Here is a 14051-nt window from a genome sequence, read left to right as displayed (position 1 = left end):
AGCCAGCCCGATCCTAGGGTTTCCAGCGGCCCGCCGCCAATGTCAGTCGTGACAATCCATATAAAATAGTACATATTTTGCACTTCAATGACTTGAGTAAGAGGATCTGACAGTCGGGCATTCGATCTGACAGCGGCGTCCGGGTGGATGGATCACGAGGTAACGGAGGGATGCACCCTGTGTTGGGCGTCGGCCGACGACAACGACCGGCGGCGCCGCCTGGGCGGCGCGAGCCGGACATTTTACCTGGCGGAACCGCGGTTCAGCTCCGCTACGGTCGGGATGAGGTCACCGATAGTGGCGTAGTCGACCGCGACAAACGTCGGCAACCGCCCATGCGCACGCTGGCACGCCCCTATCTGATCAAGCAGGGATGCCCGGCGGTTCACCACCGCCGCGTCAGCCCGGCTGCTCGCGGTCCGGGTAATCCAGTGATTGATGAGAATGATCGCCGGTTTCCGCTCGCCGCGCCCGAAGGAGCAGGTGAAACCGTCGGGCGCGGAGACGTCGAACGGCGTGTCGGCCGCATATCGGAAAAACCGCCGATAAAAGGAGCCCGGGACATCAGCGCTCTCGGCGAACACGACCAGTCGGCGATTCTTCTCGACCATCGAGCCCAGTGACGGCCAAGCACCGCCAGGATCCTTGGGCGGGGTCAACACGTACCGGCTGAGCCCCGCCGCGCTGAAAGCGGCCATCACCTCGGCCGCGGGCGCTCCATCCTGGATGATTAACGTGACGACCTCGGTCGGATTCGCGCTGAGCCAGCCGCGGATTCGGGCCAGCTCCGTATCCAGGCTCAGCGCCCCGAGCTGGCAGACGTCGTGGCAGAGCCACAGCCCCGCGCGCTGGGACCGGGCGCCGCGCGTGAGCGGTTCGACAGCGGCACGCTGGTCCGGTGGAAGCGCGCTGAGGAAGGTCTCCACCTCGTCAGGCAGCGTCCAGTGGTGGACGTCGATCAGCAAGGCCCGGACGCCCGAGTTCAGCTGACCGATCAGATCGGGATCCTGGGCCGCCCCGAGGAAGCGCGCGTCGCTGGAGGCCATGGCGTTGTGCGTCGCGGGGTACACCACATCGGTGTAACGACGGCCGCAGAGCAGATCCGAACCGTTACAGATCCGCGCCGCCGGGGCGACCGGCAGCGGCAGCACGATCCAGCACACGGAAGTGATCGCCGCCGAGGCCGCCACCAGCGTCTCCCAGTGTCGCCGCCGCGCGGTCGACCGAACGAGCGCGGTCACCACAGCCATGACCATCGTGCTGCCGGCAGCCGCCACCAGCGGAATGATCGCGAATTCCAGCCAGCGGCGCTGGGCCTGGCCAGCCAGCCCCGCCCAGATATCGCCGAGCATCGCCCGGACACTCACCGGGAGCGATGACGAGGGGCCGGTCAGCGCGGCGAACGGGTCGCCGAGCAGGCCCGGGAGCGCACCACCGGCCGCTGCCGCGATGATCCCGGCTACGGCGAGCGCGGCGGCGACCAGCCGCGGGCCACGACCACCCTGCCGGCGAACAGCGACAAAGCCGGCCATGAGCACCGCTAGGCCCAGGCCCGCGCACACGCCGGCGGCAAGCAGCACACCGGCCGAGCCAAGGCTGTGCACGGCGTGTGCCGCGGACATACCCGGTGAGGCGGGCAGCCCCGCGAGCGCCGGCCCGAGATCGAGCACCGTGCCGCCACCGACCCGGCGGCGCAGGTTCGCGATGGCCGCCTCATCCCCCTGGAAGAGCAGCGGGCCCGCGACCACCAGCGCCGAGGTCAGGTCGCCGGCCCGCATCAACGTCACCAGCTGCTCGTGCGCGGCCCGGCGCTCCAGGCCGTCCAGTCCGGGTGCCCGGTCAAGAATGACGTCGGCAACGTGATCGGCCTGCTGCGGCGAGAGCCGGACCGCCCCGATCGACGGCACACCAGCCGGTGGGCGCCCCATCGACAGCTGGTCAAGCGCATCAAGGAGACCAACGGTGAACCTGCTCACGTCGTCCACCGGGTACGTCGTGGCACCGGCCACCTCACCGGCCAGATAGGTGCTGGCGAGCTGGGAGATGCTGGTCAACACCGGCCGCAGGTCGATGCGCAGGTAGAGCGTGTCGGCATCGCCGCTCAGATAGCCCGCGGTCCGCTCGGCGAGGCTGGCGGCCACCCCCTGCAACGACGATGGCGGGACGACGACCCGCAGATTCGCGGTCAGCAGCGACTGGTCCACCGGGAGACCGGCGAAGAGCTGGCCGGAGACCTCGACGACCCGCGGGTCGGGCAGGACTTCGGTATAGAAGCGCTCGTACACGTGAGCGTCGGCGAGTACCCGCTCGTAGTAACCGGGCTGCTGCACGGTGCTGTGAACGGTGAGCAGGGCAACCGTGGCCAGCCAGCACAGCGCGGTGACCACGATGACGACCGCCCGCAATGGCCGGTCCCACCGAGAACGCGGGCCGGTGTGCCGGTCGCCCCGGTCGCCCCGGGCCGTCGCGCTGGCGCCGTCCACGGTCCCGCAGGCCGATGGCCGCTCCGGAGCCGGGCCGCACGCGGCCGAGGGGACGCGAGTGTCACCCACCACGCCCTCCCGCCCGTCGGCTCGCCGCGCCGCTCCGCCCACCTCGATCTGATCACCCCGCTCCCCGGCCAGCGGCCCCACCAGCGCCACCGGGCAGTCCGGACGTGTCTTCCATGGTGCGTGATAGAGCGGTCCACCGCGGTCCAACCAAGGCGAAGGTGACGCGCGCGCACCGCCGGGGCGACCGGGGACGCACGCCAGCGCGCCGCTTCGGAGTCCAGGTCACAACAACCCGGCGGACATCCGGTTGACGACTCCTGAACGATCATGAGATCGCGTCTCTGCCGGTTAGTCTGCGCTGGATATGGTTGCGGATCGTACCGGTGCCCCGAGCACCGTCCCCGGTACGGCGGGGCAGGCGGACCTGTCCGGACGCCGCCGGGCCCGGCTGGCCGTCGTCGGCCGGCTCCTGCGCGGGCGGCTGCGCCTCGGCGGCGTGGTGCTGCGCGGGATGAAACCGACGCCACGGCGGCTGCTGCGGGTCATCCGGTCGGCCGTCGCGAGCGGGCTGGCGCTCGCCCTGGCGTTCGCCTTCCTGCCCGGCATCGAGGTGGACAGCCTCGCTGGGCTGATCCGTCTGGTTGCCATTCTCGCGGTCGTCGGCGCGGTGCTGCGGCCCATCCTCGTTGCGCTGGCGGTCGCCCTGGGCGGGATCGCGGTGCTGCTCATCGGCCTGTTCGCGCAGACACTCGTGATCTACGTGGCGCTGCGCATCGAACCGGACGTCGCCTTTCACGGCTTCGGCGCGGCCATCGGCGTCGCCTGGACCACCGCGGTGATCGCCGCGATGGTCGGCTGGCTGGCCGACGCGGGCAGCGACGAGACGTTCATCGGTGAGATCATGCGCCAGGTTGCCCGGTACGGCGGCGGTGGCATCCCGTTCGACGGCCCGGGGGTCGTCATCGTGCAGATCGACGGCCTGTCCGCGCCGCTGCTGCGATGGGCCGTCACCGCCGGGAACCTGCCGACGCTGAGCCGCTGGGTGCGCTCGGGGTCGCACCGGTTCGTCGAGTGGCACACCGGGATGCCCTCGACAACCCCAACCAGCCAGGCCGGCATCCTGCACGGCGCGTCCCGTCACATCCCTGCCTTCCGCTGGTACGAAAAGAACACCGGACGACTGATCGTCACCAACCGGCCGCGCGACGCCGCTGAGCTCGAACGCGGCTTCAGCAACGGACGCGGGCTGCTTGCTGACGGCGGAGTGAGCATCAGCAACGTCTTCTCCGGGGACGCCCCGCACAGTCTGCTCACCGTCAGTCAGGCTGGGCTACCGGGACGGCGTGCCCGCGGGTACGCGTCGTTCGCGGCCAGCCCACAGGGATTCGCTCGATCGCTGGTCCTCACCGTCGGCGAAATGATTAAAGAGGTGCACCAGGCCCGCAAGCAGCGCCGGGACAGGATCTTCCCCCGCGTCCGGCGCGGTGGCTCGTACATCGCGCTGCGGGGGCTGACCAACGTCCTGCTGCGTGATCTCAACGTCACCTTCATCGCCGAACAGATGGCCCGTGGCGCGCCCGTGGTGTTCTGCGACTTCGTCGACTATGACGAGGTGGCCCACCATGCCGGGCCGAATCGGCGGGAGTCTCTGCAGACCCTGGAGGGCATCGACCGGGTGCTGGCAACGCTGGAGCGAGTCGCGGCGAACGTGGGACGCCCGTACATGTTCGTCGCTCTTTCCGATCACGGCCAGAGCCAGGGCGCGACGTTCCGCCAGCGCTATGGACGCTCCTTCCCCGACACCGTCCGCGACCTGTTGACCCCGGGCGCCGCCGCGACCGCCGCGACCGGCACCGCCGAGGACTGGGGCCCGGTGAACACGCTGCTCACCGAGGTTACCGGCGGTGACACCGGTGACGGGCCAAGCCGGCGCATACTCCGGCGCCGCATCGACGACGGCCAGGTGACGTTTGGCCCGTCCAGGCTCGAGGTCACGCTTGACCCGAAACGCCCAGATCTCGTCGTCGTCGCGTCCGGGAACCTGGCCATGGTCTACCTGCCGCAGGTGGCCGGCCGCGCCGATCTCGACCACCTGGAGTTCCTGCACCCGGCACTCGTACGGGGCCTGGTCAACCATCCCGGCGTCGGGTTCGTGGTCGTCCGTTGCCATGGGCATGGTCCGGTCGCCTTCGGTGCCCACGGGCGCGTCTTCCTGGACACCGGCGTGGTCGAGGGGGCCAGCCCCCTGCTCGGGTACGGCTCGCGGGCCGCGGCGGACCTGCTGCGCCACCAGCGGATGGACCATGTCGGTGACATCGTCGTGGTGAGCCGGGTGGACCCGGGAACCCGCGAGGTCGCCGCCTTCGAGGAGCTGGTCGGCTGTCACGGCGGGATCGGCGGGGACCAGACCCGCGCGGTGCTCCTGTACCCGGCGGCCTGGCCCGCCCCGGGCGGTCCGATCGAGGGGCCGGACGCGATCCACCGCCAGCTCATCCAGTGGCTGGAGCAGCTCGGGCTGCGCCGAGACCCCTTCCCGGCGGCCCGCACCGCCGAAAACGATCAGTCCTTGTCGGCGGAAGCAACCGGGAACGCGTCGTCCTGACCGGTGCTGTCCTGACCCGCGTCGTCCTGACCGGTGCCGGCCGGCGCCGCGCCGGTGCGGGTGCCGCCTGGCACGGTCACCGCCACCCCGTGTGCGGGTAGCCGCACCTCGGCGGGCACCTGAGCGGCATCGGCCAGGCGGGCGAACTCGCGTCCGGGCTCGTGAAAACGATCGGGCCGGACGCGGTCGAAGCCTATCGGCCAGAGCGTCCCGTAGTGGATGGGCACGGCCATCGCCGGGACCGGCTGGCCCGCCGGTATCACCCGCCGCACCGCCTCCACCGCGCCGGCCGGGTCGATGTGCCCGGGGCCGAGGCTGGGTCCCCACCCGCCGACCGGGACGAGAGCGAGATCGATGCCGAGCGGGGCAAGATCGGCCATCGCGTCGTGCAGGGCGGTGTCCCCGGCGAACCAGGCTGTGGCGGTACCAGTGATCACAAAGCCGAGGGCCGGGCCGCGGTGACGCGACCACGGGCCGCGGGATCCGTCGTGGCGGGCGGGGACAGCCAGCACGTCCAGACCGCCGCCGCCGTCCGGCGCCGGGATCCGGGCCTGATCCCCCGGCACCATCTCCACGCAGCGTTCCGCAAGCGCCGGATGCCGGTGGCGCAGCAGGGCCGAGGCGCCGCGCGGGACCAGGATCGGCACAGCCGGCGGCAGCAACCGCAACGAGGGGATGTCAAGGTGATCGGCGTGCAGGTGAGAGACGACCGCCGCGTCGACCTGCGCCGCCTGGGCCGCGGGACGCGCGCCAGCACGCCGGCGCAGGTGCGCGACCCGCATCCCGAGGACGGGATCGGTGAGCAGCCGAGTGCCGGCGTCTTGGATCCCAACCGTGCTGTGCCCCCACCACGTGACATCCACCCCGCCAGTGTGCCGCCCGCCCAGCCGCTCCCGGCCCGCGGGCAGTCGCCACGTGGGCGATGGTCGCCATATCCACTCGCGCCATGTGATCCGTCACATCGTGTGATTCATCACGTCATGCGATTCATCACGTCATGTGATCCGTCACGCACTGTTGAGCATTTCGCGTATGTTTGCCCAGGACACCCGCTGCCGCGGCTCGCCAAGAACGCCATACACACAATGTCAATACGAAGGGTAACCAAATAGCTTCATTACCGCACGCACCCGGTGCGACAACTGCCCGCGCCAACTTCACGAGTATCCGAATCCGGGATGATGGGCCGGTGCGTGAACATGGATCAGACATAGGACAGCCCACCGTCGGGTCACCATGAGCCCTGCTGTCCGAGTCCGGGCTGCCCGCGCAATGGAGGGCCGCGCCATCGGTCGCGCCCGCCCCCAGGCCGACGGCCCTCTCCCGGCGATCCCCGAGACAGCTATCAGCGAGATACCGTATTCGGCCCAAGCACTACAATTTGGTTACCTTCGGTAACAAAACGCGTATGGCGGCCTCGATATCCGACAGCATGGATGCATGATGTCACTAAGGGTACCGATGTGGCTACGGCGTGGAGCCTCTGCGATAGTGCTCCTACTAGTGATCGAATACGCGCTGTTGCCGCAGCTCGCGGGTGCCCGGAAAGCTCTGGAAACACTGTCCGGAGTTGAGGCGGCCTATCTCGTTGTCGGCCTGTTGTTAGAGGCCGCCTCCCTGCTTGCGTATGCGATGCTCACTCGCAGCGTGCTTGCCCGCGAAGACCGGCCGTCACTGTGGACGCTGACGCGCATCGATCTCACGTCGCTCGGCGTCAGCCATATGCTACCTGGAGGCGCCGCCACCGCGAGCACACTTCGCTACCGCCTGCAACGCAGTGCCGGAATTGGCGCGTCCGAAGCGGTGTCCGCCGCGGCGATTCAGGGCGCCGGCTCAGCGGTTGTCCTGAACGTGATGCTGTGGATCGGCCTCCTGATCTCGATTCCCACCCGGGGCGCCAACCCGATCTACGGAACAGCGGCCGTGGTGGGGACACTGGTGATCGGCGCGGTGTTCATCGGGGTGGCGCTGCTCACCCGTGGGAGCGAACGGACCGTCCGCATCGTCCGCGCCATCGCCCGCCGCCTGCCAGGGGTGTCACCGAGCGGCGCCGAAAATCTTGTCCGCACCCTCGCCGATCGCCTTCGAGTCCTCGGCAAGGACCGGCCCCTGCTCATCAGGGCGACGCTGTGGGCGGCCGCGAACTGGTTACTTGACGCCGCTTCTCTGTGGGTGTTTCTGTATGCCTACGGTCACGCGACGGCGCTGGACGGTCTTCTGATCGCCTATGGGCTCGCCAACGTGCTGGCAGCTATCCCCATCACACCGGGTGGGCTCGGGATCATCGAAGGAGTACTCGTACCGACGCTCGTGGGTTTCAGCACGACCCGGGCCATCGCCCTGCTGGGGGTGGTGACCTGGCGGCTGGCGAACTTCTGGCTGCCCATCCCGGCCTCGGCTCTCGCCTACCTGTCACTGCGGACCGGGCCGCTGCTGCACCGCCGCCTACCAGCCCAGCGTCCATGGACGAACCCAAACAGGATCAACGAGGAAACGCTCTCCGAGGCGGACCGCGTTCGTCGCCCGACCCTGAAATGCGACTGACAGGAATTGAATCATCACTTATAGTGAAGTGATGGTGGCTTCCAGATGTCGCCGCCAGGACCACGCGCCGAAGGAGGCCGACCATGGCACTGACCTGGCCCATGCAGAAGAACGGCAAAATAGGCGAAGCGGTACGTACCGTACAGTACCTTCTTCGCGCGCACGGATACACCGTCGCCATCGACGGGAACTTCGGGCCGCGGACCGAGACGGCGGTTCGCGAGTTCCAGTCGTTGCGGGGGCTCACGACTGACGGCGCCGTAGGCGACCAGACCTGGCCATCGCTCATCATCACTGTCCGCGAGGGCGACCGAAGCGAAAAGGGCGACGCGGTGCGCGCCGTTCAGGACCAGGCGAACTTCCGCACCGGGGATCCCGCGCACCCCTTCCCCGTGGACGGGATCTTCGGCCCGCTGACCGACGCCTGGGTACGAGGGTTCCAACGCAGTGTCGGGAGCGATGTCGACGGCATCGTCGGAGCCGTCACCTGGAACCACCTGGTCAAGGAAGAACTCAACATCTGACCGGCAACGCTCGCGGCACCGGCGGCACCAGGGGACGCGGCATCGCCCACCACAGAACGCCTCCCCCCGCAGCCTCGCGATCCATCCACCTGGACATCACCCGTCACCGAGATGGTGTGATGAGTGGGATTTTCCGGGGAAGGGGCTCGTGCTGTGCGGAAACTTGGCTCTGGCTATGTGCTGCATGAACCAATCGGCCGGGGCGCGTTCGGCCAGGTCTGGCGGGGATCCACGGTGGGCGGCGATCGTCAGGTGGCGGTGAAGGTCCTGCGCGCGGAACTCGCGGACGACCCCGAGGTGGTCGCCAGGTTCGTCCAGGAACGATCCGCGCTGCTCGGGTTCAACAGTCCGCATCTCGTCACTGTCCGCGACCTGGTGGTCGAGGGTGACACCCTCGCGATCGTGATGGACCTCGTCAACGGCGTGGACCTCAGGGTCTATCTCCGGGACCGGGGAAAGCTCAGCGTCCCGGTGGCAGTCGCGCTGACCTGTCAGGTGCTGCGCGCGCTGACGGTTGTGCACGCGGCCGGCGTCGTCCATCGTGATCTCAAGCCCGCGAACGTCCTCATCGACGTCACCGACCCAGCTGATCCACAAGCGCGGCTCACCGACTTCGGCGTGGCCAGGCTCGCCCACGGCCGGTCGCTGACCCGCCTCACCGGCGCGATCGGGACACCGCTCTACATGGCACCGGAACTGGCACAGCGCGAGCACGCGCAACCGGCCGCCGACGTCTACAGCGCGGGAGTCATGCTTTACGAGCTCCTGGCCGGTGATCCGCCGTTCTCCGGGCCGCACCCGATCGCGTTACTGCGTGCCCACATGGAGGACGCGCCCACGCCCATTGCCGACATCCCGCCGGCACTGTGGAACATGATCTCTTGGATGCTCGCGAAGGACCCGGCGGCCCGTCCCACCGCGGCCGGGTCCGAAAGCGGGCTGGCCCTGCTCGCGAGTTCCGGATTCCAGCAGCCAGCCCGCTCGCCGCGTAACGCCGATCACGATGCGCCTGCGCCTGCGCCTGCCGAGCCGGACGACGGGGCGACCGCGCTGCTCCCCGCGAACGCGACGATCGTGAGCCCGCGCCGGGCGGGTGCCACCGGCACGCTCGACCTCGCCGCACCGGTCGAGATCTCGCCCTTCATACCGGAGCCCGGCGGCACAGGGGCCAGTCAGGCGCCGACCGCCGCCGGCTGGGTCCGCCAACACGATGACGTCCTGAGCGGGCGGAAGCGACCGGCCGGTCGACGGCGCCGGCAAACCGCGATCATCACTGTGGTCGCGGTCACGCTGCTGGCCGCCGGTGCCGCGGCGCTCACGCTTACCACCACCCAGAACACCGCGACCATCAACGCACGGCCACCGGTGGCAAGCGGCGGCACGGCAACCAGCCACAGCCCCGCCGCGACGGCTGCTCCGACCGCGTCGGCCGCGGCGCCAAGCCTGGAGGCGCCGACCGCCCCGCCAACGACCGAGATCGCCCTGAGAACCGCGAGCGGCCCGGGCTCGGGCAGCGCCGCCGGAACGGGCAACGGCGGCGCTGCCGGAGGTGTCGCCCGGTCCCCCGCCGCACAACAGTCCTCGGCGGCGCCCGCGCCCACAGCACCAGCGCGAACCTACGACATGCCTTCCGGTTTCCCGGGATCCTGGTCCGGAAGCGTGGGCCAGTCTGGATCAGCCGCGTACACGGTGAAGATCTCGCTGACCAACGGCGACATCGGGGACAACGTCGGACGGGCCTCCTATCCGGAGCTCGGCTGTGTGGCGGACCTGTTCCTGACCGATGTGGCCAGTTCGGCGATCCGAGTCCAGGGCAAGCTCATCGTGAACTCCTACAACAACTGCGTGGCGGCAACGCTGGACCTCACCCTGCGCTCGCGTTCGGCAATGGACTATCTGGCCCAGTCGCCGGGCTTCGCCGGCAGCGCCAGCGCCGTCCTCTATCGATGATCTTCTCGGCACACGCCGACATCGGTATCACTCCCCTGGGCCCGCGGGTTCGCCATGGCCGCGATCACCCTCGGCAACCGCTGGCGTACGAGCGCCCGGCAACAGTGGTGTGGATCAAGGAGCGGGGCTGGGGTGCGTGCGGCGCGAGCCGGGCAGGCCTGTTGCCGGAGCCTCCCAACCGATCTCATCAAGGGCGATCGCGTTTCCCACACGCCAGGATGGCTGTTGCTACCCAACGGTAGCCTGCATGCCACACTGATTCGATCAGCAACAGGACCGGTGTTGACGAACCTGTTCACCACCGCATGGGCTGCGGCAAAACACCTGGCTGTCCCGGGCGTCACCAGAGCCCGGGGCAGCCGACAGCGGAGGGACTCCAATGACCGCGACAGATGAGAGAACGGCAAATGCCTTCGACGGCAGCGGCAGCGATGCCGACGGCGGCGCCGCTTCGGTGCGGGAAGGAGCGACCGGTTACGAACAGATCATTCTGGAGCCATACGTGTTCACCGATCCGCCTGCGCCGTCGCTGCTGTCAGTGCGGCTCGAGCGGCGTGGCCCAGTGGTCCAGGTCACCCTGCTGGGCCCCGGCAAGGGTAATGCGATGGGTCCGCAGTTCTGGCGCGAGATCCCGGTGGTGTTCGCCGCGCTGGACGCTGACGACAGCGTGCGCGCCGTGGTCCTCACCGGGTCCGGGGACAACTTCTGCTACGGCCTGGATCTGCGGACCATGCTCGAGGGGATCATCGGGCCGAATGGCACCGACGTCGGTCTCGCCCATGGCCGCACCCGCATGCTGCATAAGCTGCGCGCCCTACAGGGTGCGCTTACCGCGGTCGCGAACTGCCGCAAGCCCGTCGCGGCCGCGATCAGCGGCTGGTGCATCGGCAGCGGGGTTGACCTGCTGGCCGCTTGCGACGTCCGCTACGCGAGCGCCAACGCGATGTTCAGCGTGCGAGAGGTGAAAGTCGGCATAGTCGCTGACCTGGGCAGCCTGCAACGCCTGCCGGCCATCATCGGGGACGGCCACCTGCGGGAGCTCGCCCTGACGGGCAAGGACATCGACGCGATCCGCGCCGAACGGATCGGGCTGGTCAATGACGTCCTGCCAGGCCCGGCCGCGACGCTCGCCGCCGCCCATGCGTTCGCCGACGAGGTCGCAGCCAATCCGCCGCTGGTCGTCGAGGGCGTCAAGGAGGTTCTGGACGCGGCCCGCAGCGCGGCGGTCGACAGCGGCCTGCGCTATGTCCGGGCCTGGAATGCCGCCTTCCTCCCATCCCATGATCTTTCTGAGGCGGTGAACGCGTTCAACGAGCGCCGGCCACCGAACTTCACCGGCCGCTAGAGCGTGTCTGATGGATGGTGCTCGAAGCGATCGATGCCCAGCGGAGACAGCCTGGCCAGTCGACCATAATACGATCATGATTTTCGCGTCACCGCCGGGCGTCGCGCCATCCCGGCCACGGCCGCCCGGACAAACCATGATAATTCATCCTTAAATATTTGTTAAAGTGGTGAAAATCTCCATAACAGGGAGCATTTGAAGTGATCACTAAAAGTGATGATCTCACGGCTCCGCTGGAACGCGGGCCGAAGCTTACCGAGCTGGTCGCGACCCGCATTCGCCGTATGATCATAATTGGCGACCTGCGGACGGGCGACTTCCTTCCCCCGGAAGCGGAGCTCATGTCACGGTTCGGCGTATCCCGGCCGACCCTGCGTGAGGCGCTGCGCGTCCTGGAGTCGGAGATGCTCATCCGGCCCCGCCGAGGTTCCCGGACAGGCCCACAGGTATGTGCGCCCACGGTCGATCAGTCTGCCCGTTACACGGCCTTACTGCTTCAGCACCGGGAAGTGCATCTCGGCGACATCCACCAGGCACGGAGTCTGATCGAGCCGCCGCTGGCCCGCCGGGTGGCCCAGCGAAGCGATCCCGACGTCCTGCAGACCCTCAAGGCCGCGCTGGTCGGGGAGGAGGCGACACTGACAAACCCCGCCGCCTTCGCCAAGGCGACGACACGGTTCCACCTGGCGATCGCTGACGCGACCCAGATCAAGTCTGTTGCCGTCACACTGCGCCAATATTATTGGATGATCGAAACGCACACCGGCCAGGTCGGGTGCGCCGATCGGATGGCCAGGTCCTCCGCCGAGCCGGGAGCCGACATCAGCTCCGTGAACCTGCGCACCCACGGCGAACACGCACACCTCGTCTCCCTGCTGTGCGGCGGAGATGCCGACTCGGCCGAGGACTGGTGGCGGGCGCATCTGGAGTCCGCGGTCGCCGCGGCGGCCACCGACGCGAACGACGCCCATCACCTCAACTTCTTCGGCTAGGGCCGGTCCGATCGATCCACGTGATCAAAAATTGCCTGGACGGGCCCTGACACCCGCGTCTCCTGCCCTGATCTCCCGATCGGCCGCATCCGGCCGGGCCGGCCGGGACATCACGCGATACGTTCCACCACCGCCGCAATGCCCTGGCCACCACCGATGCACATCGTCTCCAGGCCATAGCGGACACCGCGCCGGTGCATCTCGTTCAACAAGGTCGTCAGAATCCGTACGCCCGTCGCACCGACCGGATGGCCCAGGGAGATGCCGGACCCGTTCACGTTCAACCGGTCGAAGTCGGCCGGGGCGAACCCCCACTCCCTGGTCACCGCCAGCACCTGGGCGGCAAATGCCTCGTTGCACTCGATCAGGTCGATGTCCGCGAGCTTGAGGCCCGCGCGGTCCAGTGCCCGCGCGGTCGCGGGAACCGGTCCGATTCCCATCGTCCGCGGCGGCACCCCGGCGACCGCCCACGAGACGATCCGCCCGAGCGGACGCAACCCGAGCTGCTCGGCCCGCGCGGGATGAGTGACCAGGCAGACGGCGGCGGCGTCGTTCTGCCCGCTGGCGTTGCCCGCCGTGACCGTCGCCTCCGGATCGCTGCGCACCATCACCGGCCGCAGGGCGCCCAGCCGCTCCAGGCTCGAGTCCGCCCGCGGGTGCTCGTCAGTGTCGACGAGCACCGTCCCCTTCTTGCGGCTGGTGACAGCCACCGGCACGATCTCGCTGGCGAAGTGGCCGGCCCGCTGTGCCGCGACCGCCCGCTGGTGTGACCGCAGAGCAAGCTCATCCTGCTCGGTACGGGAAATGCCGTACTCGCGGCGGAGGTTCTCCGCGGTCTCGAGCATCCCTCCCGGTACCGGGTAGTCCTTTCCGCCAGCGGTGACCCGGCCGCGGGCCAGCCGGTCGACAAGGTCGATACTCGGCCTGCGCGTCCCCCACCGGATCCCGGTCGTGTAGAACTCCGCCTGGCTCATGCTCTCGGCCCCGCCGGCCAGGACCAGATCGGCCACGCCGGTCTGCACCTGCATGCCGGCGAGCAGGACGGCCTGCAGGCCAGAACCGCACCTGCGGTCGAGCTGCAGGCCCGGGACCTCGATCGGCAGGCCCGCGTCCAGCGCCGCGACGCGTCCGATCGCCGGCGCCTCCCCGTTCGGGTAGCACTGGCCGAACACGACGTCGTCAATCGCGTCCGCCGGCACACCGGTCCGCTCGACGAGCGCACGGATCACGGTAGCGGCAAGTTCGGTGGCGGGGGTATCGGTGAAGACACCGCCGAAACCGCCGACCGGTGTGCGCAGCGGCGAACAGATCACGGCATCAGGCATTCGTCATGCTCCTCACGGTCGGTGGGGGCGTAGCCGGTCCGACGGAGTCCACCCCTACTCGGATCATTGCTGGTCACATGGGCTGGCGCACGCGTTCGCGCAGCATGGTTGACTGATGCAACAGTAGATTCATCGTGTATATCATCGATATGATCGCGGGCATAACACCGCCGGTCCCACCCGGCCTCGCCCCAGTAGCGGTTCAAGCTCCGGCGACGCGGAAGGAGCACGAGCGCGTCGGCGGGGGCCCAGCAGCGATCCCGAACCGAAGTTGAGA

Annotated in this window: 9 protein-coding genes; 6 read left to right on the top strand and 3 right to left on the bottom strand. The window is 68.9% G+C overall.

The window, feature by feature from the left end:
* Positions 1 to 242: 242 nt before the first annotated feature.
* Complete coding sequence (locus MJ785_RS02420; protein ID WP_239379981.1) at positions 243 to 2642, bottom strand: hypothetical protein; 2400 nt, start codon at positions 2640 to 2642, stop codon at positions 243 to 245.
* 214 nt (positions 2643 to 2856) lie between these two features.
* On the opposite strand from MJ785_RS02420, the gene MJ785_RS02415 reads away from it, so the two are divergent.
* Positions 2857 to 5094 (top strand): phage holin family protein, encoded by a 2238-nt coding sequence (locus tag MJ785_RS02415; protein ID WP_239309362.1) that lies wholly within the window; start codon positions 2857 to 2859, stop codon positions 5092 to 5094.
* Here MJ785_RS02415 and MJ785_RS02410 read toward each other — a convergent pair.
* On the bottom strand, positions 5052 to 5957 hold the full coding sequence (locus MJ785_RS02410) for an MBL fold metallo-hydrolase (protein WP_239379980.1): 906 nt from the start codon (positions 5955 to 5957) through the stop codon (positions 5052 to 5054). The genes MJ785_RS02415 and MJ785_RS02410 overlap by 43 nt on opposite strands.
* Before the next feature lie 628 nt (positions 5958 to 6585).
* Here MJ785_RS02410 and MJ785_RS02405 point away from each other — a divergent pair.
* The 5 genes from MJ785_RS02405 to MJ785_RS02385 all read left to right on the top strand — a co-directional run bounded on the left by MJ785_RS02405 (position 6586) and on the right by MJ785_RS02385 (position 12449).
* Positions 6586 to 7638, top strand: coding sequence for a YbhN family protein (locus MJ785_RS02405; protein WP_239379979.1), 1053 nt, complete (start codon positions 6586 to 6588; stop codon positions 7636 to 7638).
* A gap of 83 nt (positions 7639 to 7721) precedes the next feature.
* Positions 7722 to 8162, top strand: coding sequence for a peptidoglycan-binding protein (locus tag MJ785_RS02400; protein ID WP_239309365.1), 441 nt, complete (start codon positions 7722 to 7724; stop codon positions 8160 to 8162).
* 153 nt (positions 8163 to 8315) lie between these two features.
* The gene (locus tag MJ785_RS02395) at positions 8316 to 10112 is read left to right on the top strand and encodes a serine/threonine-protein kinase (protein ID WP_239379978.1); all 1797 of its coding nucleotides are present in this window, start codon (positions 8316 to 8318) and stop codon (positions 10110 to 10112) included.
* Between the two features lie 379 nt (positions 10113 to 10491).
* Complete coding sequence (locus MJ785_RS02390) at positions 10492 to 11457, top strand: crotonase/enoyl-CoA hydratase family protein (RefSeq protein WP_239309367.1); 966 nt, start codon at positions 10492 to 10494, stop codon at positions 11455 to 11457.
* Positions 11458 to 11657: 200 nt separating this feature from the next.
* On the top strand, positions 11658 to 12449 hold the full coding sequence (locus tag MJ785_RS02385) for a FadR/GntR family transcriptional regulator (RefSeq protein WP_239309368.1): 792 nt from the start codon (positions 11658 to 11660) through the stop codon (positions 12447 to 12449).
* A gap of 110 nt (positions 12450 to 12559) precedes the next feature.
* Here the strand turns inward: MJ785_RS02385 and MJ785_RS02380 are convergent, their stop codons facing one another.
* Positions 12560 to 13774, bottom strand: coding sequence for an acetyl-CoA C-acetyltransferase (locus MJ785_RS02380; protein WP_239376462.1), 1215 nt, complete (start codon positions 13772 to 13774; stop codon positions 12560 to 12562).
* Between the last annotated feature and the right edge of the window lie 277 nt (positions 13775 to 14051).

The sequence above is a fragment of the Protofrankia sp. CiT1 genome (assembly GCF_917627335.1).
GTDB lineage: Bacteria > Actinomycetota > Actinomycetes > Frankiales > Frankiaceae > Protofrankia.
This window is presented reverse-complemented; position numbering and strand designations above follow the sequence as displayed.

Coding starts and splice junctions, on each gene's coding strand:
- MJ785_RS02415 (WP_239309362.1), top strand. CDS start 2,857: ATGGTTGCGGATCGTACCGGTGCCCCGAGCACCGTCCCCGGTACGGCG.
- MJ785_RS02400 (WP_239309365.1), top strand. CDS start 7,722: ATGGCACTGACCTGGCCCATGCAGAAGAACGGCAAAATAGGCGAAGCG.
- MJ785_RS02390 (WP_239309367.1), top strand. CDS start 10,492: ATGACCGCGACAGATGAGAGAACGGCAAATGCCTTCGACGGCAGCGGC.
- MJ785_RS02380 (WP_239376462.1), bottom strand. CDS start 13,774: ATGCCTGATGCCGTGATCTGTTCGCCGCTGCGCACACCGGTCGGCGGT.